Annotated in this window: 23 protein-coding genes and 2 tRNA genes; 17 read left to right on the forward strand and 8 right to left on the reverse strand. The window is 47.8% G+C overall.

Annotation, left to right across the window (positions count from 1 at the left end; all coding sequences use genetic code 11):
* Positions 1-4: 4 nt before the first annotated feature.
* From AZH53_RS01935 to AZH53_RS01965, 7 genes are all read left to right on the forward strand, one after another.
* Complete coding sequence (locus AZH53_RS01935) at positions 5-193, forward strand: 30S ribosomal protein S27e (RefSeq protein WP_319641874.1); 189 nt, start codon at positions 5-7, stop codon at positions 191-193.
* A gap of 11 nt (positions 194-204) precedes the next feature.
* Positions 205-993: a translation initiation factor IF-2 subunit alpha gene (locus AZH53_RS01940; protein WP_319643618.1), complete on the forward strand. Its 789-nt coding sequence runs from the start codon at positions 205-207 to the stop codon at positions 991-993.
* Positions 993-1,148 (forward strand): RNA-protein complex protein Nop10, encoded by a 156-nt coding sequence (locus AZH53_RS01945; protein ID WP_319641875.1) that lies wholly within the window; start codon positions 993-995, stop codon positions 1,146-1,148. Before AZH53_RS01940 ends, AZH53_RS01945 begins: the two co-directional genes overlap by 1 nt.
* Positions 1,141-1,887, forward strand: coding sequence for a proteasome assembly chaperone family protein (locus tag AZH53_RS01950; protein WP_319641876.1), 747 nt, complete (start codon positions 1,141-1,143; stop codon positions 1,885-1,887). The genes AZH53_RS01945 and AZH53_RS01950 overlap by 8 nt, the downstream gene beginning before the upstream one ends.
* 6 nt (positions 1,888-1,893) lie before the next feature.
* Positions 1,894-3,024 (forward strand): endonuclease Q family protein, encoded by a 1,131-nt coding sequence (locus AZH53_RS01955; protein WP_319641877.1) that lies wholly within the window; start codon positions 1,894-1,896, stop codon positions 3,022-3,024.
* A gap of 397 nt (positions 3,025-3,421) precedes the next feature.
* Positions 3,422-3,607 carry a 4Fe-4S binding protein gene (locus AZH53_RS01960; protein ID WP_319641878.1) on the forward strand — a complete coding sequence of 62 codons (186 nt, stop codon included), beginning with the start codon at positions 3,422-3,424 and terminating at the stop codon, positions 3,605-3,607.
* Positions 3,591-4,784 carry an NAD(P)/FAD-dependent oxidoreductase gene (locus AZH53_RS01965; RefSeq protein ID WP_319641879.1) on the forward strand — a complete coding sequence of 398 codons (1,194 nt, stop codon included), beginning with the start codon at positions 3,591-3,593 and terminating at the stop codon, positions 4,782-4,784. Before AZH53_RS01960 ends, AZH53_RS01965 begins: the two co-directional genes overlap by 17 nt.
* Here the strand turns inward: AZH53_RS01965 and AZH53_RS01970 are convergent.
* Positions 4,776-5,441: a potassium channel family protein gene (locus tag AZH53_RS01970; protein ID WP_319641880.1), complete on the reverse strand. Its 666-nt coding sequence runs from the start codon at positions 5,439-5,441 to the stop codon at positions 4,776-4,778. The two genes, AZH53_RS01965 and AZH53_RS01970, sit on opposite strands and share 9 nt — an antisense overlap.
* A 46-nt stretch (positions 5,442-5,487) precedes the next feature.
* Between AZH53_RS01970 and rnhB the strand changes: the two genes are divergently transcribed.
* The 3 genes from rnhB to AZH53_RS01985 all read left to right on the forward strand — a co-directional run bounded on the left by rnhB (position 5,488) and on the right by AZH53_RS01985 (position 8,376).
* Positions 5,488-6,144, forward strand: a complete 657-nt coding sequence (gene rnhB, locus AZH53_RS01975) for a ribonuclease HII (protein ID WP_319641881.1) — start codon at positions 5,488-5,490, stop codon at positions 6,142-6,144.
* 56 nt (positions 6,145-6,200) lie between these two features.
* Positions 6,201-7,502, forward strand: coding sequence for a site-2 protease family protein (locus AZH53_RS01980; RefSeq protein WP_319641882.1), 1,302 nt, complete (start codon positions 6,201-6,203; stop codon positions 7,500-7,502).
* Positions 7,503-7,644: 142 nt separating this feature from the next.
* Positions 7,645-8,376: a tetratricopeptide repeat protein gene (locus AZH53_RS01985; RefSeq protein ID WP_319641883.1), complete on the forward strand. Its 732-nt coding sequence runs from the start codon at positions 7,645-7,647 to the stop codon at positions 8,374-8,376.
* A 31-nt stretch (positions 8,377-8,407) separates the two neighbouring features.
* Here AZH53_RS01985 and AZH53_RS01990 read toward each other — a convergent pair whose 3' ends face one another.
* From AZH53_RS01990 to AZH53_RS02015, 6 genes are all read right to left on the reverse strand, one after another.
* The gene (locus AZH53_RS01990; protein WP_319641884.1) at positions 8,408-9,268 is read right to left on the reverse strand and encodes a damage-control phosphatase ARMT1 family protein; all 861 of its coding nucleotides are present in this window, start codon (positions 9,266-9,268) and stop codon (positions 8,408-8,410) included.
* A 27-nt stretch (positions 9,269-9,295) separates the two neighbouring features.
* A tRNA-Pro gene (locus tag AZH53_RS01995) sits at positions 9,296-9,370 on the reverse strand.
* 53 nt (positions 9,371-9,423) lie between these two features.
* Positions 9,424-9,630: a hypothetical protein gene (locus AZH53_RS02000; protein WP_319641885.1), complete on the reverse strand. Its 207-nt coding sequence runs from the start codon at positions 9,628-9,630 to the stop codon at positions 9,424-9,426.
* Positions 9,627-10,418, reverse strand: coding sequence for a cell division ATPase MinD (gene minD / locus AZH53_RS02005; RefSeq protein WP_319641886.1), 792 nt, complete (start codon positions 10,416-10,418; stop codon positions 9,627-9,629). The genes AZH53_RS02000 and minD overlap by 4 nt, the downstream gene beginning before the upstream one ends.
* Before the next feature lie 171 nt (positions 10,419-10,589).
* A complete protein-coding gene (locus AZH53_RS02010) occupies positions 10,590-11,213 on the reverse strand; it encodes a hypothetical protein (protein WP_319641887.1) in 624 nt (207 codons plus the stop codon).
* A gap of 12 nt (positions 11,214-11,225) precedes the next feature.
* Positions 11,226-12,413 carry a hypothetical protein gene (locus AZH53_RS02015; protein WP_319641888.1) on the reverse strand — a complete coding sequence of 396 codons (1,188 nt, stop codon included), beginning with the start codon at positions 12,411-12,413 and terminating at the stop codon, positions 11,226-11,228.
* Between the two features lie 239 nt (positions 12,414-12,652).
* Between AZH53_RS02015 and AZH53_RS02020 the strand changes: the two genes are divergently transcribed.
* Both AZH53_RS02020 and AZH53_RS02025 read left to right on the forward strand, forming a co-directional pair.
* Positions 12,653-13,027, forward strand: a complete 375-nt coding sequence (locus tag AZH53_RS02020; RefSeq protein WP_319641889.1) for a roadblock/LC7 domain-containing protein — start codon at positions 12,653-12,655, stop codon at positions 13,025-13,027.
* Positions 13,027-13,653 (forward strand): response regulator, encoded by a 627-nt coding sequence (locus AZH53_RS02025; protein WP_319641890.1) that lies wholly within the window; start codon positions 13,027-13,029, stop codon positions 13,651-13,653. Before AZH53_RS02020 ends, AZH53_RS02025 begins: the two co-directional genes overlap by 1 nt.
* Positions 13,654-13,664: 11 nt before the next feature.
* On the opposite strand, the gene AZH53_RS02030 is transcribed toward AZH53_RS02025, so the two are convergent.
* On the reverse strand, positions 13,665-14,105 hold the full coding sequence (locus AZH53_RS02030) for a phosphate-starvation-inducible PsiE family protein (protein ID WP_319641891.1): 441 nt from the start codon (positions 14,103-14,105) through the stop codon (positions 13,665-13,667).
* Positions 14,106-14,300: 195 nt separating this feature from the next.
* Between AZH53_RS02030 and AZH53_RS02035 the strand changes: the two genes are divergently transcribed.
* From AZH53_RS02035 to AZH53_RS02055, 5 genes are all read left to right on the forward strand, one after another.
* Positions 14,301-14,374: transfer RNA gene (locus AZH53_RS02035), tRNA-Lys, on the forward strand.
* 88 nt (positions 14,375-14,462) lie between these two features.
* Positions 14,463-14,717, forward strand: coding sequence for a DNA-directed RNA polymerase subunit H (locus AZH53_RS02040; RefSeq protein ID WP_319641892.1), 255 nt, complete (start codon positions 14,463-14,465; stop codon positions 14,715-14,717).
* Positions 14,718-14,736: 19 nt separating this feature from the next.
* Entirely contained in the window at positions 14,737-16,305 is a 1,569-nt protein-coding gene (locus AZH53_RS02045) for a DNA-directed RNA polymerase subunit B'' (protein ID WP_406600367.1), read from the forward strand.
* Between the two features lie 2 nt (positions 16,306-16,307).
* A complete protein-coding gene (gene rpoB, locus AZH53_RS02050) occupies positions 16,308-18,122 on the forward strand; it encodes a DNA-directed RNA polymerase subunit B (protein ID WP_319643620.1) in 1,815 nt (604 codons plus the stop codon).
* Between the two features lie 15 nt (positions 18,123-18,137).
* Positions 18,138-20,780 (forward strand): DNA-directed RNA polymerase subunit A', encoded by a 2,643-nt coding sequence (locus tag AZH53_RS02055; protein ID WP_319641893.1) that lies wholly within the window; start codon positions 18,138-18,140, stop codon positions 20,778-20,780.
* Positions 20,781-20,790: the final 10 nt, after the last annotated feature.

A 20,790-nucleotide genomic window follows, 5' to 3' on the forward strand; every position in this document is an offset into this window, starting at 1 on the left:
AATAATGGTACGAGTTAGCAGGGAAAATCGCAGTAAATTCTATCAGGTCAAATGCCCTGACTGCGAAAATGAACAGGTAATTTTCCAGCGGGCAAGCACGAAGGTTGATTGTGTTGTCTGTGGGAAGGTTCTTGCTGAACCAAGTGGCGGGAATGCAATAATCAATGCAGAAATTCTCGCTGAACTTGAGTGAGTAGTGAAGTTATGCTAGAAGAGAGAGAATGGCCTGACGAAGGGGAACTGGTTGTCTGCACGGTAACAAACGTAAAAGACTTTGTTGCTTTTGTAACCCTCGATGAGTACAACAACCGCGAAGGTCTGATTCCGATTGCCGAGGTGGCACGAGGATGGATCAAGCATATCAGGGATTTCGTTCGGGAGGGACAGAAAGTCGTCTGCAAGGTTTTGCACGTGGACCGTAAAAAAGGTCATATTGATCTCTCACTGAAAGATGTCAATGATCACCAGCGGAAAGAGAAAATTCACGAATGGAAAAATGAACAGAAAGCCATAAAGTGGATTTCATTCATTTCAGAAGCGACTGGTGTCAATGAAGATGAATTACAGAATCTTTTTTACCAGGAATATGGGGCGCTCTTTCCGGTATTCGAAGACGTTCTGACCGATGAAAAAGGGACATTAAAACGTCTGAATCTTAGCAAAAAGGTTGCAGACTCTCTGATCCAGGTCGCAGGTGAGAATGTCAAATTACAGAAGGTCACCATCACCGGTAATCTGATTCTGACGTCTACGAAACCTGATGGCGTCAATGTGATACGCAGGGCTCTCAGAAGTGCCCAGCCGAATGTTGAAGATGTTGACATTGAACTGGTATACGTTGGCGCACCCAAATACCGGGTGAAAGTTACGGCACATGATTATAAGACCGCTGAAAAAGCGATAGACAAGGCTGCGAAAGCCGCTATCGGTGTTGTTGAACGTGCCGGCGGTACCGGGGAATTTGTTCGCAAACAGCGCTCTGGTAAGAATTAATGGCCGGAAAAATTCGAAAATGCCCGCATGACGGGACTTACACCCTCTCCTTTTCCTGTCCGTCCTGTGGAAGGGCGACCTCTACCGCACACCCGGCACGTTTTTCCCCTGAAGACAAATATGGAGCATATCGCCGGAGGATATACCATGGATGACATTGCTATCCAGCTTGCCCGTGAGGAGAATATCACCGGAGAAATTCTCATTGAAGGGCTCCCGGGAGTAGGCCAGGTGGGCAAACTCGTTGCCGAGCACATGATAGATGAACTGGGGGCGGAGAAGATCGCCGAAATAACCTCGATTTATTTTCCCCCTCAGGTTCTCATCAATGAGGAAGGGGTTACCGAACTTGCCAGAAATGAGATTTACCGGTACGAAGCAGACGGGCGTGCCTTCCTATTTTTGGTCGGTGATTTTCAGAGCAATTCCGCTGAAGGGCATTATCTGCTCTCCGATGCCTATCTTCAACTTGCGCAGGAACTAGGTGTGAAGCGGGTGTACACTCTCGGTGGATACGGGGTGGGGCATCTCGTAGATGATATTCGGGTTCTTGGAGCAGTCAACCATCCCGGGCTCCGTGAAGAGGTGGAGAATCAGGGGGTATTGTTCACACGGGATGAACCCGGAGGCGGTATCATCGGGGCTTCCGGGCTTCTGTTGGGACTTGGTGCCGCATATGGTATTGAGGGCATATGCCTTATGGGCGAAACTTCGGGGTACATTGTCGATCCGAAGAGTGCTCATGCCGTTTTGCAGGTGCTCTCCCGCCTGATAGGTCTTGTTGTGGATGAAACGAAACTCGAGGAGCGTGCGTCTGAAATGGAGGCGCTTTTCGACAAAATTCGCGATATGGAAGAGAAACGGTCGCAGGAAGAACTCAGTTACATCGGCTGAGAGTTCATGATTGTTACTGCGGATCTTCATATTCATTCTTCTTTTTCGATGGCCGTCTCACCATCGATGTCCCCTTCTGCTCTTCTTGAAGCCTGCACTATGAAGGGAATCGGGATTCTGGGAACAGGTGATGCCTCCCACCCTCTATGGAGGGAGGCGTGGAAGGACCACGTGGAAAATAATGCGGGGATAATTGTCGTACCCTCCATGGAGGTTCAGGGGGAAGGAAGAGTGCATCATCTTATTCTTGCCGAATCGATGGAGATTGCCGAGGCAATTTCGAATCGGTTCTCTCCGTTTAGCAGGACTATTCATTCGGCGGGACGACCTCATGTTGCTTTGTCGGGTGGTGACATTGCCCGTATTGTGCACGAGGAGGGAGGGGTGGTAGGACCGGCGCATGCATTTACTCCATGGACGGGCCTGTATGGAAAATATCCCTCACTTATGGAATGTTACCGGGGAGAAAATCCGGATTTTTTGGAGCTGGGCCTCTCGGCCGATTCATCATATGGAGCCGGAATACCGGAACTGGCCAATATTCCCTTTTTATCCAGTTCAGATGCGCACAGTCCCTCTCCTCTGAAGGTTGGACGGGAATTTACCCGGCTTGCCATCAAAAAAGGGAGTGCTGCTGCAGTGATCGAAGCGGTATGCCGTGGAGAGATTCTTCTCAATGCTGGTTTCTTCCCGGAGGAAGGTAAATACAACCGGACTGCCTGTCCCGCCTGTTATCGACAGTATACTGTCTCTGGGGCGGAGATGAACGGCTGGAGGTGCCCGCATGACGGTGGAGTGATTAAGATGGGAGTGCGTGACCTGGCGGCGCAGATGAGCACCGGACCGGTGAGTCCCCGCCCTCCATATCTTCATACAATTCCGCTGGGTGAGATCATCCAGCATGTTCTCGGAACATCATCCCCCAATACCATGAAATGTCAGGCGCTCTACGCCGAACTTATTGCCTGTTTTGGGTGTGAAATTGCTGTTCTCACCGATGCGGCACCAGAGGAGATAGCCGGAGTACATTCCGGTGTGGCTGCAGCGATTGAAGATTTTCGGACTGGAAGCATCATCCTTTACCCCGGTGGTGGAGGGAAATACGGTACATTTGCACTGCAATCGGTTAAGACCTGATTATTCACTCCTGTTCTTTTTGTTTACCTATGTTCGCAGAGTTACAAAGATTCTGAAAAATAAAAGGTAAAACGCCGGGGGATTCGACCGTGATCTCAACCGAACCGTCTCTTCCTCCATCTTCTTTTTCCATTGTGAATGAGAGGGATTCCATTTATGGGATTTGGCTCAGATTCCTTTTCTATTCCAAACAACATACCAATAGATAAGGATATTATTTTGCGTTGCCCAAATCCACATTTTTTTTTGATTTTATGGAATTGTCTGGGGCCATGATGATGATTTTTTAAAATGAGTGCGCAGGAAATAAAAATTCTTGAACAAAATGCCCCCGGAGAACAGGAAAAACTCCGTGAGTTAGGAAATATTTTTGGACGTTATGCACATACCTAACTTGATGCTTTCAATTCGCAGGGAAATCTGTGGATACTGTGGTGCCTGCGTCTCAGTCTGCCCTGAAGGGGCTCTAGAACTTGTTGACGCATACCTCACGGTAGATGCGGATCGGTGCCGCGACTGTGGAATCTGTGCAAGGGTCTGTCCCCTTGGTGCACTGGAGGTGGCGGATGAACGATCACTATGATGTTCTGATAATCGGTGGAGGACCCGGCGGGGCGATGGCTGGAAAGGCAGTCGCAGAAGCAGGTCTCTCATGCTGTATTATTGAAAAGCGACCGGCCATAGGTACTCCTGTACGCTGTGCGGAAGGAGTTGGTCAGGAAATTTATGATTTTATTGACCTTGATCCAAAATGGGTCTCCGCCAAAATACAGGGTGCAGAACTCGTCGCACCCAATGGTCAGGTCATACAACTAAGTTCAGAAATGGCTGGCAATGAAGTCGGATATGTCCTGGACAGAAAGATGTTTGACCGCGAACTCATATGGAGAGCGGCGAATGCAGGGTGTGAAGTATATGTCAAGACACGTGCAGTTGACGCCATTGTTGAAAATGGTGTGGTGAAGGGCGCCAAGGTTGAATATGCAGGGAAAATACGGAATATTACAGCGAAAATTGTTATTGCTGCCGACGGCGTAGAATCAAAATTTGCACGGTGGTGCGGGATCGATACGGTAGTACCGATGGCCGAACTGGAAACCTGTGTCCAGTATCTGATGACTGATATCGATATTCAGCCGGGAGTGAATGTATTTTATATGGGCAATGAGGTAGCACCCGAAGGATATGTATGGATATTTGCCAAGGGTGAACGTACTGCAAATGTTGGAATCGGTATCTCAGGAAAGAAGTGCCGTGACGGCAACCGCCCGAAGGATTACCTTGACAGATTTATTCAGGAGAAATTCCCTGACGGTAAGATCATCGAGCTGATTGTAGGCGGAGTGTCCGCATGCAGGCCGCTGACATCAACAGTCTCTGCCGGTCTTATGATCGTGGGTGATGCGGCGCGGGTGAGCGATCCGCTCACCGGTGGAGGCATCATCAATGCCATGTATACCGGAAGGCTTGCCGGGGAAGTGGCTGCAGAATGTATCAAAGAAGGAGATGTCAGCGCAGCCGCATTGAAAAAATATGATGTTCTCTGGCGCGAATCAGCGATGGGCAAGGGCCTTGAGAGAAACTATCAGATCAAGGAGATCTTCATCAGGCTCTCAGATGATAAAATGAACTCCATTCTTGGATCGGTTCAAAAGATCGACCTTGAGAAAATCGGTACCAAGGAAATCGTAAAGGAACTGATTAAATACAATCCCTGGCTACTCAAGGAAATTAGCAGTCTGAAAAAAATATTAGGCTGAACTTTTCAACTGTCTGTTGAGAACTGCCAGACAGTCCTTCTCAGCCTCTTTTTTTGTGAAGACAATTATCTTGTCCCCCTCACGAATCCGGACTCTTCCGCTTGGTATGATGAGGTCCCCCTTTTCCCGCTGAATTGCGATGAAAACGAAATCCCTGACCTCAAGCTCCTGAATTTCGTGATTAATCATTGGTGCATTTTGATCCACATCAAGCTGGAAGATTGTTCCACCCGGGATTGAAGCTATCTGGTGCAAATCGGTGTTTTCCGACCAGTAGTAGAGTCGGTTTGCCACAAGCTCATCCGGGTTTTCGCTGATATGAACACCGACTTCCTGGAAGAAGTCGGAATGTTCCTTCTGGTTGACAATCGATACAACATTCGGAACGTTGAATTTCTTTGCAAGCCAGCATGCCATTAGGTTGACCGCATCATCACTTGTCGTCGCAACAAGAGCATGTGCCCTGTCAATTCCCGCATCTTCGAGAATTGATTTATCTGTGGCATTGCCGTTTATCGCCATGACATCATAATGTTCGATAACTTCATTGCATCTGTCTTCGTCCTGATCGATAACGACTACTGAGTCACCATGTTCAACAGATATTGCTGCAAGGTTCCGGCCGATTCCTCCCAGCCCAATGATGATGATAAACATTCATTGGGTTTTCGACACCATGTATTGATATAGATTGTGAAATGTAGTGAGGATAAACGTGATTTGCGGGATAGATGAAGCGGGGAAAGGGTCTGTTCTTGGCCCTATGGTCATTGCAGGGGTCATGGTAGGGGACTCCGATGAATGCGAGGGTCTTGGGCTGATGGATTCGAAGCTCCTCTCAAAAAAGCGGAGGGAAGAACTCTATGACACAATCAATGCAACATTTGTGACGGCGGTCCGTGTCATAGATGCAAAGGAAATTGATCATATGCGCATCGAATTGAAAATGGGGATGAATACTATCGTGGCGACGGCACATGCCTCTGTAATCGATGAGCTTGGTGCACAGACGGCCTTCGTTGATGCTTGCGATGTGAATGCCGGCCGATATGGAGAAACGGTTGGGTGTCTCCTCCGGACGCCGGCTACCATTATCTCTGAGCACAAGGCGGACACCAGATTTCCTGTTGTCAGTGCAGCATCTATCGTGGCCAAAGTAACACGCGATCGGATTATCGATTCTCTTCGGGAGGAATACGGGGGGATCGGCAGTGGTTATCCCTCTGACAAAATCACCATTGATTTTCTGGAGTCATGGATTGTGGAGAATGGCAGGGCTCCTGTCATAGCGAGGCATTCCTGGAGGACCGTATCTGATATTTCCGCGCGCCTGTCCCAGTCCAGTCTGTTCGATTTTTAGGATGTATACCCCCGTCCTCATGGTTTATCTGGACTGCGGGCTAAGATTATTACTGGATGGATTGGCTCGTTGTTGCAATATTTTCTATTGCTGTGTATGCTCTAATTGCCGGATACATCAAATACAACAATCTGTGGAAGGAACATATCACATTTTATGGGCCGATTCTTGCATTAAAGACGGACAGGGTTGGATTTTTCGATAAATTTCGGTCATATTCCGGATTTTTACGGATATATGGGACATTTGGGGCCATTCTCGTTGTTGTCATATCAGTGATAATGTCTCTTATTCTGATCCTGGGCTTCTATCAGACGATACAGTCCCCTCCTGCTCCAGAGGGTATCTACGAAATTCAGAATATTCTCGCAATTCCCGGTGTAAATGAATTTATCCCACTTACCATCGCTGTTTTAATCGGCCTTTTCCTCACAATGGTTGTCCATGAATTTGGTCACGCAATACTGTGCAGGGTAGAGGATATCAGAGTAAAAAGCACTGGCATCCTCTTTGTCGTGGTACCCTTTGGGGCATTTGTTGAACCTGATGAAGAGGATGTCGAAAAGGCTTCACGGAGATCCAAAATCAGGATGTACGGTGCAGGGATAGTAAACAACCTGGTTGTCGCCGGAATCTGTCTTGTTATCTTAATTCTGCTTCTGGGAATGGCAACCCCGAATTCGGTTCCGATGATTTACGGAGTCTACAAGGACTATCCTGCAGAAATCTCGGGGGTACCCCCTGATTCGGTGATAACTGCGATAAACGGAGTATCTGTTGAATCTGTCAATGAAATTGGCAGTATCCTCAAAAAAACGGCCCCCGGAGAGAAAATCATGATGGAGGTGGCATACCAGGGTGAAACGTTCACGTATCCCATGGCACTTGCTGAATGGCCAGAGGATCTTAATCCCGGGGCAAGCTCAGGATTCATGGGGATATCTTACTATACACCGTCTGCCACGAAAGAAGTGTTCGAACAGTATGTCATCAGTCCGGTCGGCCCGCTGTTTCTCCTGTATCTGCCAATTAATTATGTCCTTGAAGGGGATTCACTGCAGATGGGAATCCTGGCCTTTGATACGAGTTATGCGGCGGTATGGGATGTACCGTTTAAGGGATACTGGGGTGTCGTTCAGATTGTGTTCTGGACCTTCTGGTTTAATTTGGCTGTTGGAACATTCAATGCCCTTCCGTTCATTCCGCTCGATGGGGGATACATCATGCAGGAGGGGGTAACCGGGATATTCGAACGCAGGGGAAGAGGTGATCTGGCACATTATATTGTAACTGCAATCAGCACTGCAATGATCGTCCTCATTGTCCTTCTCTTTGCAGTACCGCACATTCTGGGATGAGCAATCTGTAGTTTGATTTATGTAAGTGACTGACAATATCATATGTGAGAGTATCTCCCAAGGATATTATCACCGCCTCACCGGCGCTCCGGTTGCACAAGAACCCTGAGTATCAGGGAGAAAATAGGGAAAGGTACGGTTCATGTCTCGAATTCCGGCAAACAAGCTATATGCTCTAGGTTGGTATAACGAGGGGATCGCTCATCTCAAGATTAATGAATTTGAGGAAGCGATGCAGTTTATCAATACTGCACTGGAAGCGCTTCCGGAAAATCCGGATTTTCTTATTGGGAAAGGTGATGTCTACCTGTCCCTTGGCAATTATGAGGAAGCCTATTATTATTACAAGCGCGCAGCCGATAATGAGCATGATAATTTCCGCGCGTGGCTTTCGATGGGAACAGCATTGATGCGCCTTGAAAACTATAATGATGCAATGGGGTGCTTTCTTCAGGCAAAGGCACTTCGAAACCATGATGGTGAGGTGTGGTTGGGAATAGGGATATGCCGACTGCACATCGGTACAACAGAAGAGGCCTCTCAGGCGTTAAAGACCGCGATTAAACTGAAACCGAATCAGCCTGCTCTCTGGTATCATCTCGCACGGATTGAAAAAGATTCGGAAAAAGCCCTTAAACTTCTCCTTCGGGGGCACCGAATGGATCCGGATAATATCGATATTCTTCTTGAACTGACACGCGTCTACATTACAATGGGTAATCCCGAAGAGGCTGGAAAAATGCTTGAGAGGGCATATGAGATTTCCCCCAAGAATCAGAGAGTAATTGAAATGATGGAATACTACGTCCTGGAAACAACATGGAACGAGGTATTCGATAAGCCATATTTTGCAGAGGAAGAAGATCTGATTTAGGTTTTCTCTTTTCTCGTCCCGGTGCGGATGTTCAATTGATACGAAGAAGGGCAATCCTTGAACCTTTGGGAACTCCTATCGTATCAGCGATCGGTTGACATTTTACCGACATGAGATATGCTATTGGGCAAGGGATGGAAAATTCGGAAAATGATTCGTAATTGGCCATTCCCTTTGCAATTATGAGTGTTGCTGTCTGGAGTTCTTCCCTTAGTTCTTCGGGTGTATATGGGGGGAAGTACCCCAGTTCAGCAATTCCGGTGGTGTTCGTGAGAATTCTTGTACATTGGGGATTGATTCCCGCAAACAGGGCATCTTCCATGGTTGCATCATTGATGATGGGTGCACCCCGGACAACCACCACGACCTCTGATCCGGTTTGTTGAAGGTAGGAAATAAGGAGATTGTCATAGACAATTTCACCACAATTATCACAAAAGTAGACAACTTTTCCCAGATATTGTTCCATTTCAGCCGTGTCATCAATACTGAGGCCCTTCGCGAATTCCATGCTGAAAAATGTTCGAAAATCCTCGGTCACTGTATGCTCTGCAGATCCATAATCAAGAGTATTGGCAATAATAGCACCAAGGCAGAGGTCCCGAAACGTTGTAAGCTGATCTTTAATTTCGTCTGCCGCCTCGAGGGCTTCCATATTATTTCTCTTCTTGAGAGAACGGTATGGATCAGAATCATTGATAATCGAATATGCGCACCTGTGAACTCTGCTTGACAGATGCGGTGCAGGTACCGGTTCGTGGCAGATCTCTCCAAGGAGTGAACGGCATTGGTTTACTGCTTTGTCGATGATTTGCTCATCTTTGCACGAAAGGCGGCATTCAAACAGGATTCGGGACATAAGACATTCAAAACATGTTTCAGAGAGTTGCATGTGCTGACACTTCCAAAAAAAAGTAAATGGGGCCACTGCGATTCGAACGCAGGTCAGAAGACCCCCAGTCTCCTAGGATGGTCCAGGCTACCCTATGGCCCCGCCATATTAGATACGTCGATATCCTTTATTTATCTTGTCTTTTTGAATTTCAATCAGAGATTTTTGTTTTTAAATTCTTCGACATTTTTTGTCAGTTGCTCAATTTCATTAGAGGTAAGGTTCATTTTTCCGCTGATTTTATCGACTTCATCCAGCAACTGGTATATTCTGGTATGCATTATCTTTACGACAAGAAGGAGGAAGACAATCACAACTCCAAAAAGGATAAGGAGTATTGCTTCAGGAGTTATCCCTATCATTTTTTCCCTTTGAATATCGATCGTGCAAGCCGGTCAATGAATGTTTCCTTTGACTGAATGAATTCCGTTTCATCCTTGTATGTTGTACCGGCAATATTGGCAGCGATACGCCTGTATGCCTTTGCAGCATCGGATTCCGGATATTTGATGGCAATGGGGGTCTTATAAGCGGCTGCACGTCGTGCATTAGGATCTTCTGGCACAATTCCAATGACCTTCACCCCAAGAACCTCTTCCATCTTCTGCTTTGACACCTCGGTATTTTCCATCGTTGCCCGTGTCAGAATAGCTCCCTTCACTTTTCCTCCAACCAGTTCGGTCAGAATTTTTGTTTTCAGGGCATCCACCATTGATGAAAGTTCGGGATTAACGATAAGGATGACTTCATCAGCTATTGCAAGCGGAATTACCCCATCCCTGCTTATTCCTGCAGGGGCATCAATTAGGAGATATTCGCATTTACCAATAAGTTCACGCATCACATCCCTGAGTCGATCCGGATCAGCATTTTGAAATCCTTTCAAAGAAATTCCACTAGGAACAACTTTTACTCCGCATGGCCCCTCATAGACTGCTTCGGTAACTTTCGCCTTCCCCGCAAGCACCTCGTGGAGTGTGATCGGGACATCTTCCATCCCAAGGATGATCCCCAAATTGGCCATCCCCATATCAGCATCCATGATGTAGGTCTCTTTTCCGAGTTCAGCGAGGCATGTTCCGAGGTTTGCTGAGGTGGTGGTTTTACCCGTACCACCTTTTCCTGACGCAATTGTATAGACTTTAACCATGAATACCTCACACAATTCCTGGATTGTCTACATAACCATTCAGTTTATTAATATTTAATATGTGTGTTGTATTGCTTATCAAAATGCGTTGTAATATTCTTTCGAAAATTTATCGTTCTTATAAAAAATAAGGCTAAAATTTGAGAGATAATTAAAACGGTAGGTTAAATTTTATAGCCAGAATAGGAGAATACGTTTTTCATCGCTTTTAATAGCTTCGATATCTTCGCTATCCAAATTGCGCTGCGAACGAATGATAACTATCAGGTCCTGATCCTTATATTTCATGGGAGAGATCGTGATATCTCCTTTGCGTGTAATATTTTCCCGGAAATACAGATTACTGAAGTATGCTGCATCTCTTGTACCGCCGGGATATGAGGATGCAACAACAAGTCCGTCTCCCGAGGCAAGGGTGCAGGTCTCTATGCCATACTTCCGGCACAGGTTGCTCATACTCTCCATTATCGATAAGGACCCGTTCGTCAAATCAATATCCGTGACCGGTTTTTCATAGGCCTGAACCCTGTCGGTTGATCGTTCTGTTGCGGGGGTTTCAGGTTCTTCAGCCACCTGCGTTTGCGGGGGTTTTGCTCTATTCTGGTCTTCTTTGGCCGTATTAATCTGAATTTCCGACGAAATGGGATCTGTAGTAATTCCGACCTTGGGGATGCCGTTTGCTTTTGATTCTTCCCCTCTCCGGATCATTCGGTATGCCTGGTAGGCGATTGCAGGTATCACGACCAAAGCGGCGATACCAATAAAAATCAGAAATATGTCATCCATTTTTATCATTCATATGGACAATTAGTCGGATTTCTCTACTATAAGGTATTCAAGATCAAGTTCCTTGATAACATCCTTGAAGTTTTCCTTGATTCTTTTTTCCATTATTTCCATGTTCATATTTTCAAGATTGCGGACTTGCTGTGCAAAATCATCCAGTTCCTCATCATCATTCGTGTCGATGGGTTCTTCCTCGACAAGAGAATCCAGTTCTTCCTGACTCAATGGTACGGGTTCATGGGGAGTGACCTTATGTGCGGTGAGATCGGGGGCTATTTCTGATATCTTCGCGCCCGTATCGGGGGTCGTCGCGGTCATGTCAAAAATTTCCCGTGAAACCGCTGAGATAGAAATACCTGTTCCTTTCGTCCAGTTGTTTGCCCAGTAACCGTCGTTAAATTCGATGGCCAGGTCCATTTGCTGGGGACTTAATTCATAAAGGTCCCCAGAGACTGTCTTTGATATTGCGGACTGTATCTCCTTGACTGCCTCCTCTCCATACCGTGGCGGGTAGTCAATCATTACACATCTGCCGCGTTCAAGGAGGAGCGATGCCTGCCGCCCATCAAGATCGATAATACAGTATCCGGTAAATTCCGAACTTTCGATATGGGAAACGAGATTCATTAACTTGATATCCTTTCTTGTCTCGACCGGACGACCTCTTGGAAGCTGAAAAGTGTTTTTTGGGGCTCTGATCTTTGGATTGACTGAGGGCCTGAAATCAAAAATGCTGTTAATTTCCCGCCTTTTTCCACCAATTTTCGTCCCATTGGCATTTGTCGGGTGATGTGGATCACCTTCGACAATTCCATCTTCTTTGGAATGTAATTCAACATATTTCTGGATTGTTGGACTTCTTTTTTCATTTGAGAGTCCTGGCGACGACAATTTTTTGTTTGGGGTGGTATTTCGGGACTGATCAATTATTTCCGACTGTGCCTTTGTCGGTGAATCATTTACAATACAGTCGTTGTTAAATTCAAGGCTGAGGTTGACCTGTGTGGGAGTAAAGTTGTATAATTCAGCATTAATTTTTTCATTTATTCCCTTAATTTCGCTGAACGCCTTATCTCCTTTAAGATTGTCGGACTGGGAAAGGATACACAGGCCCCCTTTAAAAACAAGATTTTTCTTATTATTTTGAATATGGAGTATGCAATGGCCTGTAAACCTCGTACCGGCAATTTCTTCCAGTAAGCTTGCCATTGTGATATTTTTTTTCACCGAATGGAGTGAACCACGGGGCAACTGCATCCTGTTTAAATGGTGTTTCTGCAATCACATAAAGGTAGTGTATCGCTGTATTGAGGTATTTTGGCCCGGACGTTAAGTGATCGGCGTCGTTCGTTTGATTTTCTTCTTAAGGTTTGGAATGTAAGCTATATGGTGAGTGAAAACTAAAAAACACATTTAGAATAAAAAAATTATTTACAGGGAAGTGCAGAGTGAGTGAAAATCGTCCATTAAGGGATAAAATCCAAAAATATGTTGATGAGGTGATGTCGCTTGATGCGGTAACTTCCTGTGCGATCGTATCAAGGTCGGGGCATATAATGGGGAGGCAGATGGATGAGGGTGTATCTGCGCCGTCCTTTGCTGCAATGGCTGCAACAATGCTGGCATCTTCGGAAGGAGCGAGTAGCATTCTCCATCTTTCACCACCGTCCTATGTGGTGGCAGAGATGGCGGATGCGATTCTCATTATCTGCAGTGCAGGAAAAAATGCACTAATTACAGTAATTATTAATAATCAATCTGATGTACATTCAGTGAAGAATTCATTGGCAGGAATTTGTGGAAGAATAGGGGAGGAGTTGTAATGTATACCATTTTAATTGTTGACGATAGCCCGATGATTGTTGATGTCTTCGTGGCAATGCTCGAAAGAGGAGGATATAGGCCGATTGCTGCATATAGTGGAAATGAATGCCTGGAAGTTCTTGAGGATGTACGTCCGGATCTCATCCTTCTCGATATCATGATGGAACCGATGGACGGGTGGGAAACCCTCGAAAACATCAAATCGAACCCTGCCACTGCCAATGTTCCCGTAATGATGCTCACCGCAAAACAGCTTACTCCTGATGAAGCCCAGGAGTATGGGGCATATATTGAAGATTACATCATGAAACCGACGACCCACCGTCAGCTATACGATGCGATTGAATATGTGCTCAAGCGACAGGAAAAGATTAATGCGGATATTGAGGAAGCACGCAGCAAAGGGGCGGACACACAGATCATTGAGGAATATGAGCGCCTTTCAAAGAGTGCTGATGTATCCAAACGCCTCCTGAAGATACTGGAATCCACGTATAATCTGAATGATTCGAATGTCAAGGTGGGCGAGAATATCCAGCAGGCTATTGAGAGTATGGGTATGAGCATAAAATTCCAGGAAGAGCGCCTCAACCAGATAAAAAAAGAGCATATTCGTCCGGAATAAATATCCAAAAACTATTTTTCTTTTGTATCCCGGCTGACTGTATAGATGGCGATGGTCAGTACTAATATGGCCAGGATTGAAAGGGCGAGTTCCCATAGTAACATCGTGGTCAGGATTTCGGTGTCGATGAACAGCAGACGGCGAACCATCGCCGTTATCCCGGCAATGAGTATGGGACGGACCTGGATGATGTTCGTTCTGAGATAAACAAGAACCGTTTCAAGAACTTCCACGATGATAATTGTAAGAAGGACGGCATGCAGCGAGTGCAGCATTCCCTCGGCCTCGTTCCCGGAAATTATTATCCAGAAACCGAGGGCTGTATCATAGAGTGAGAAAAATGCCAAAGCGAGTAGAATTATCGCAATGATCAGGTAGATGATCATCGTCCCGGATGATACCGTGTCGATCATTTTTGACTGGAATGTGGTTTTTTCTCCATTCATGGCCATCACTAATCCATAATAGGCGTGGTATCCCATATATTAGTTGTATCATATTTTACTGGTGCCAGAGCAGATTTTCTGAAATTATGGTGCGCGGATATTCCTTGGATTGGGTGATTCTCCCGGTCGGGCATTTTTAAATGATGGAAAGGTTTATGGTTCCACACTGCATTGTAATAATGCTGATTCGATCGACATGCGGGGCCCGTAGCTCAGTAAGGCAGAGCGCCTGGCTTTTAACCAGGTGGTCGGGGGTTCAAATCCCTCCGGGCCCGTTGCCACCAAGCGATGACTGTGGCGCACTCTGTGATTTTTTCGCGGTGATGCATCTGAAAAAAAACTCGTTATGAGCAGGGGCATAAGATGAGCACCAAAGAATTTTCTGTATTAAACCACGTGATGGTTCCGGAACATCACATCATGACGCAGGAGGAGGTAGATGACCTGCTATCCACCTACCAGATTACCCATGATCAACTACCAAAAATTTATCATGACGATCCCGCGGTGAAAGCCATTGACGGGAACGTTAATGACATTGTCCGGATTGTCCGCAACAGCCAGACTGCAGGAAGGGCTGAATCATACAGGATGGTCGTAAAGAGGCCAAAGAAGTAATAAATCTCTGATTTCAGGGGTGATCTCTCTGCTTGATAGGAAAGTATTATCTAAAGCCTATTTTTCCCGGGAACACGTAGCACGCCATCAGCTGGATTCATACAACCATTTTCTGAACTATAACCTTCAGAAAGTGGTTGATGAACAAAGGGTTATTGAAACCGATATTGGCCAGCGTGGTAAAGACAACGAACCGGTATGGGTTGAACTTGGAAAGATTGAAGTGAAAAAACCGGTTGTCCGCGAAGCTGATGGTTCGCAGTCGAACCTCTTTCCCAGTGAGGCGCGTCTTCGCAATCTCACGTATGCGGCACCGATACAGCTGGAAATGGTTCTCGTCCAGGGAGACGAGCGCCAGGAACCGGTAATTACCACGATTGGTCAGCTTCCTGTGATGATAGGATCACAGTGCTGCAATTTATGCGGAATGTCCGATTTGGAAAGGATCGCCCAGGGAGAAGATTCTCATGACCCTGGCGGATACTTTGTCATTAACGGATCTGAACGTGTCCTGATGACGCTCGAGGATCTTGCCTCCAACAAGATCATGACTGAGTATACCGAGCGGTATAACGAACGCATTTACGTGGCCAAGGTTTTCTCACAATATCGGGGGTATCGTGCACTCGTGATTGTGGAGCGCAACAGGAAAAACCTGCTTGAGGTGTCTTTCCCTTCCGTTGCAGGGCATCTTCGTTACGTGGACCTAATGCGTGGGCTGGGCCTCACCAGTGACCACGATATCGTCAATGCGGTCTCAAATGACGAAGATATCCTCACCTTCATGATGCAGAATCTGGAGGAGAGCGAATGCGACACCACCGAAGACGGCATCATGTACGTCGGCAAAAAACTCGCACCAAACCAGACGCGTGATTACCAGCGCAAGCGTGCGGAATTTGTCCTGGACAATTACCTTCTGCCGCACCTGAATTATCTGATGCCGGAAGGGCTCAAGGAAGAGGATCCCGGGTATCAGCATGCCGTGGAGAGTGTGCGTCTGGCAAAGGCGCACTTCCTCGGACGTATGGCTGAGGCATGCTTTGATCTCGTTCTCGAAAACCGCAGAATAGATGATAAGGATCATTATTCCAACAAGAGACTGAAACTCGCCGGTGATCTGATGGAAGATCTCTTTAGGATCTCCCTGAATCGCCTCACCCGCGATGTCAAATATCAGCTGGAACGAGCCAGCATGCGTCACCGTGATCTGTCTATCAGTACTGCTGTTCGTGCGGATGTGCTGACGGAACGTCTTCTGCATCCGCTCGCCACCGGAAACTGGGTCGGGGGCAGAACCGGTGTGTCCCAGCTTCTGGACAGGACCGATCATATGGCCGTTGTCTCCCACCTGAGGAGAGTGATTTCTCCCCTTTCACGTTCGCAGCCCCATTTTGAGGCTCGTGATCTGCATCCTACCCAGTGGGGAAGAATCTGCCCGTCAGAAACTCCTGAGGGTCCGAACTGTGGTCTTGTCAAGAATTTTGCACAGATGGTAGAGATATCAAAGGGAGTGCCGGATGAACAGGCGGTTATCCGTACTCTCTACAATGTCGGGGTTGAAGAGCTCAAGAAGGAGGTCCTATGAAACTGAAGAAATCTCGTGTTTTCGTTGACGGTGCGCTGGTCGGGCTGACTGAGAATCCGGAAGAGATGGTTCAGCGTATCCGTAAGATGCGACGCCGCGGGGAACTTTCAACAGAGATCAATATCTCATACAAGCGGTACAATGAGGATGTAATCATCCATACGGACCGTGGCCGAGCCCGCCGGCCGCTTATTGTTGTTGATGAGGGAAAACCTCTCGTCACCGATGAGGATATTGAATGGGTAAAGTCTGGTGAGATCGAGTTTGAGGATCTGGTTTCCCGTGGCATCGTTGAATTCATCGATGCTGAGGAGGAAGAAGACCTTTATATCGCGATGAGTGAGGAGGAGATCACTCCCGAGCACACTCATATGGAGATTGACGCCTCCCTCATTCTGGGGATTGGAGCTGCACATGTTCCCTTCCCTGAGCATAATGCATCTCCGCGTGTGACAATGGGTGCCGGAATGATTAAGCAGGCCCTTGGATTTGCAGCTTCTAATATGAAACTGCGGCCTGATACGCGGGGCCATATGCTTCACTATGTCCAGAAACCGATGGTTCACACACAGACCACGGAAGTAATCGGATCTGATGACCGGGCGGCGGGACAGAATCTTGTTGTTGCCATTCTCTCGTATGAAGGGTTCAATATCGAGGATGCACTCATTTTCAACCGGGCCTCTATTGATCGTGGAGTCGGGCGCTCCCACTTTTTCCGTACCTATGATGGGGAAGAACGCCGGTATCCCGGAGGCCAGGTCGATAAGATAGAGGTTCCTGATGAAGAGGTCTCCGGGGCTCATGGCGCCGAGTATTACCAGAACATCGATACAGATGGTGTCATCAACCCAGAGACGGTTGTGAAGGAGAAGGATGTCCTTATCGGAAAAACATCGCCGCCGAGGTTCCTTGAAGAACCATCCGGGGAACTGATTACCGTTGAAAAACGCCGTGACACATCCGTTACGATGCGGAGTAACGAGCACGGAATTGTTGATACCGTCATCATCACCGAGGGTGAGAACAGCTCCCGTCTGGTGAAGGTCCGAACCCGCGATCTGAGAGTCCCGGAGGTCGGTGACAAGTTTGCATCACGTCACGGACAGAAGGGTGTTGTCGGACTCATAGTTCCGCCTGAGAACATGCCGTTTTCAGAAGCCGGCATAGCGCCGGACCTGGTTATCAATCCCCATGCCATCCCTTCACGTATGACTATCGGCCATATGCTGGAGATGCTTGGCGGAAAGGTCGGGTCGCTTGAGGGGCGCAGAATTGGAGCCACGGCTTTCTCTGGAGAGAAGGAGACGGACCTCAGGGCGTCACTGCAGAAACTCGGTTTTGCGCATAATGGCCGCGAGGTCATGTATGACGGCATTACCGGGCGACAGTTCCACGCGGATATCTATGTAGGCGTCATCTTTTACCAGAAACTCTATCACATGGTTTCATCGAAAATGCATGCGCGTTCGCGTGGACCTGTGCAGGTTCTGACCCGTCAACCTACCGAGGGTCGTGCCCGTGAGGGAGGTCTCAGGTTTGGTGAGATGGAGCGCGATGTGATGATTGGTCATGGCGCAGCAATGGCACTGAAGGAGCGTCTTCTCGACGAATCCGATAAGGTGGAACAGTATGTCTGTGCACAGTGTGGAATGATCGCGTTTCTCGATCGCAACCGCAATGTGACACGTTGTCTGGCGTGCGGGAATGAAACCGATATCTATCCGGTAGAAATGAGCTATGCATTCAAACTTCTCCTCGATGAGATGAAGAGTATGGGTATTGCCCCGAGAATGCACCTGGAGGACCAGGTTTAAAGGGGGAAATAGAAAATGCCAAGTCCAAAAAGAGTAGGGAAAATCGAATTCGGATTGCTCTCTCCAAAGGAAATCCGGAAGATGAGTGTCCGGAAGATCATATGGGCAGATACCTACGACGATGATGGTTTCCCCTATCCCCAGGGTCTGATGGATCTTCACCTCGGGGTTATTGACCCTGGGTTACGATGCAAGACCTGTGGGAACAAAGCGAGTGACTGTCCTGGCCACTTTGGTCATATTGAACTCGCAAAACCGGTCATTCACGTCGGGTATACCCGGCTTATCAGAAAACTGCTGCGTGTTACCTGCCGTGAATGCAGCCGGCTTCTCCTGAGTCCGGATGAAGTTCATAAAATTCTTGGTCCCGAAGAGGAGCGCAATGACGATGTCATTACCGAGAAGGATATCAAGAAGGAACGGATTTGTCCGCATTGCGGTGCTCAGCAAAATAAGATTAACTTCGAGAAACCAACTACCTTTTCCGAGGTCTGGACCGACGAACAGGGAAGAAAACAGGATCACAAGTTAACGCCGGCTGATATCCGGGGACGACTGGAAAAGATCCCGGATGAGGACCTTCGCCTCCTCGGTATCAATCCTCTGGTCGCACGCCCCGAGTGGACGTTGCTGACGGTCCTTCCTGTTCCGCCTGTCACGATGCGGCCTTCGATTATCCTTGAGAATGGTCAGCGTTCTGAAGATGACCTGACACACAAGCTCGTTGATATCATCAGAATCAACCAGCGCTTTAAAGAGAATCAGGATGCCGGGGCGCCTCAGTTGATCATTGAGGATCTCTGGGAACTGCTTCAGTATCACGTGACGACCTATCTCGACAATGAGGTTGCGGGATGTCCTCCGGCACGTCACCGTTCCGGGCGTCCTCTCAAGACGATATCTCAGCGTCTGAAAGGGAAGGACGGTCGTTTCCGTGGTTCTCTCTCCGGTAAACGTGTTAACTTCTCTGCGCGTACCGTGATCTCACCTGACCCGAACATGAGCATAGGGGAAGTAGGTATTCCACTGGCGGTTGCAAATGAGATGAGCGTTCCAATTCGGGTGACGCCCTTCAACATCGAAGAAGTCCGCGCAATGGTCCTCAAGGGGCCTGAACGCAAGACCCTGACCGAACCCTGTGGTGCCAATTATGCCATCAGGCCTGACAACCGCCGTGTGCGTCTGAATGAACAGACGACCGAGACGGTTGCAGAAATGCTCGAGCCTGGCTGGACAGTTGACCGCCAGCTGAGAAATGGAGACATCGTCCTCTTCAACCGACAGCCTTCACTGCACCGGATGTCCATTATGGCGCACCGTGTTGTGCTCATGGATGGGAAGACCTTCCGCCTCAATCCAGCGGTCTGTCCACCATACAATGCGGATTTTGATGGAGATGAAATGAATCTCCATGTTCCCCAGACCGAGGAGGCGAGGGCGGAAGCATTGATGCTTGCATCCGTGTGTGAAAACATCCTCTCGCCCAGATTTGGCGGACCGATCATCGGGGGAATTCACGATCACATATCCGGGATATTCCTGTTGACCCATACACTTCGGTGGTTCGACAAATCCGGCGTCATCTATCTCCTTCGCTCGAGTGTACCCGATCACCTGCCAGAACCCGGAAGGGTTGAAAACGGTATTGAATACTGGTCGAACAAGCAGGTATTTTCCATGATCCTGCCCGATGATCTCAACCTTGTCTACCGTGCAAGTTCATGTAAGAACTGTAAGGAGTGTAAGAAGGAAGACTGCGAGCAGGATTCATATGTCAGGGTTGTCAACGGACAACTGCTCACAGGTACAATCGATAAGAAATCAATCGGTGCCTTTGATGGTAAAATTCTTCAGCGTATTATCCGCCAGCACGGTCAGCACCGTGGCGGACAGTTCATCGATGATTCTACCAAACTCTCTATCCGCGGCATCATGTATGATGGGTTTTCATTTGGTATTGACGACGAGGATCTCACCAAAACGGAGTACAAACTCATCGATGAAGTTCTCGAAGAAGCAATGCAGGATGTAACCCGCAGGATTACGATCTACCAGGAAGGCCAGCTCGAACCAATGCCCGGTCGAACCCTTGAGGAGACCCTCGAGATGCAGATCATGCAGGTTCTCGGAAAGGCTCGTGACAAGACCGGAGAGATTGCAGGTCGTCACCTGGGTCTCTCCAACAGTGCTGTGGTCATGGCTGTGAGTGGTGCACGTGGTTCAATGCTGAACCTTACGCAGATGGCGGGGTGTATTGGACAACAGGCAGTGCGTGGTGAACGTATTACTCGTGGATATGAGGACCGTACGCTTCCCCATTTCAAACGAGGTGACCGCGGAGCAGAAGCGCACGGATTTGTTAAGAACAGTTATAAGAGTGGTCTTACCCCTGCCGAATTTTTCTTCCACGCCATTGGTGGCCGTGAAGGTCTCGTCGATACTGCGGTTCGTACCTCTCAGAGCGGGTACCTTCAGCGTCGTATGATCAATGCACTCCAGGACCTGAAGGTAGCGTATGACCAGACCGTTCGTACAACTGGAGGCAGGATCATTCAGTTCACCTATGGTGAGGATGGCACGGATCCCTCCAGAAGTAGTTTCGGTGACCCGGTCGATGTGAAGGGAATTGTGGAGAATGTTCTTCAGGAGGAGGTCTGATGGAAGAATA

Source organism: Methanovulcanius yangii (assembly GCF_018687785.1).
Classification (GTDB): domain Archaea; phylum Halobacteriota; class Methanomicrobia; order Methanomicrobiales; family Methanomicrobiaceae; genus Methanovulcanius; species Methanovulcanius yangii.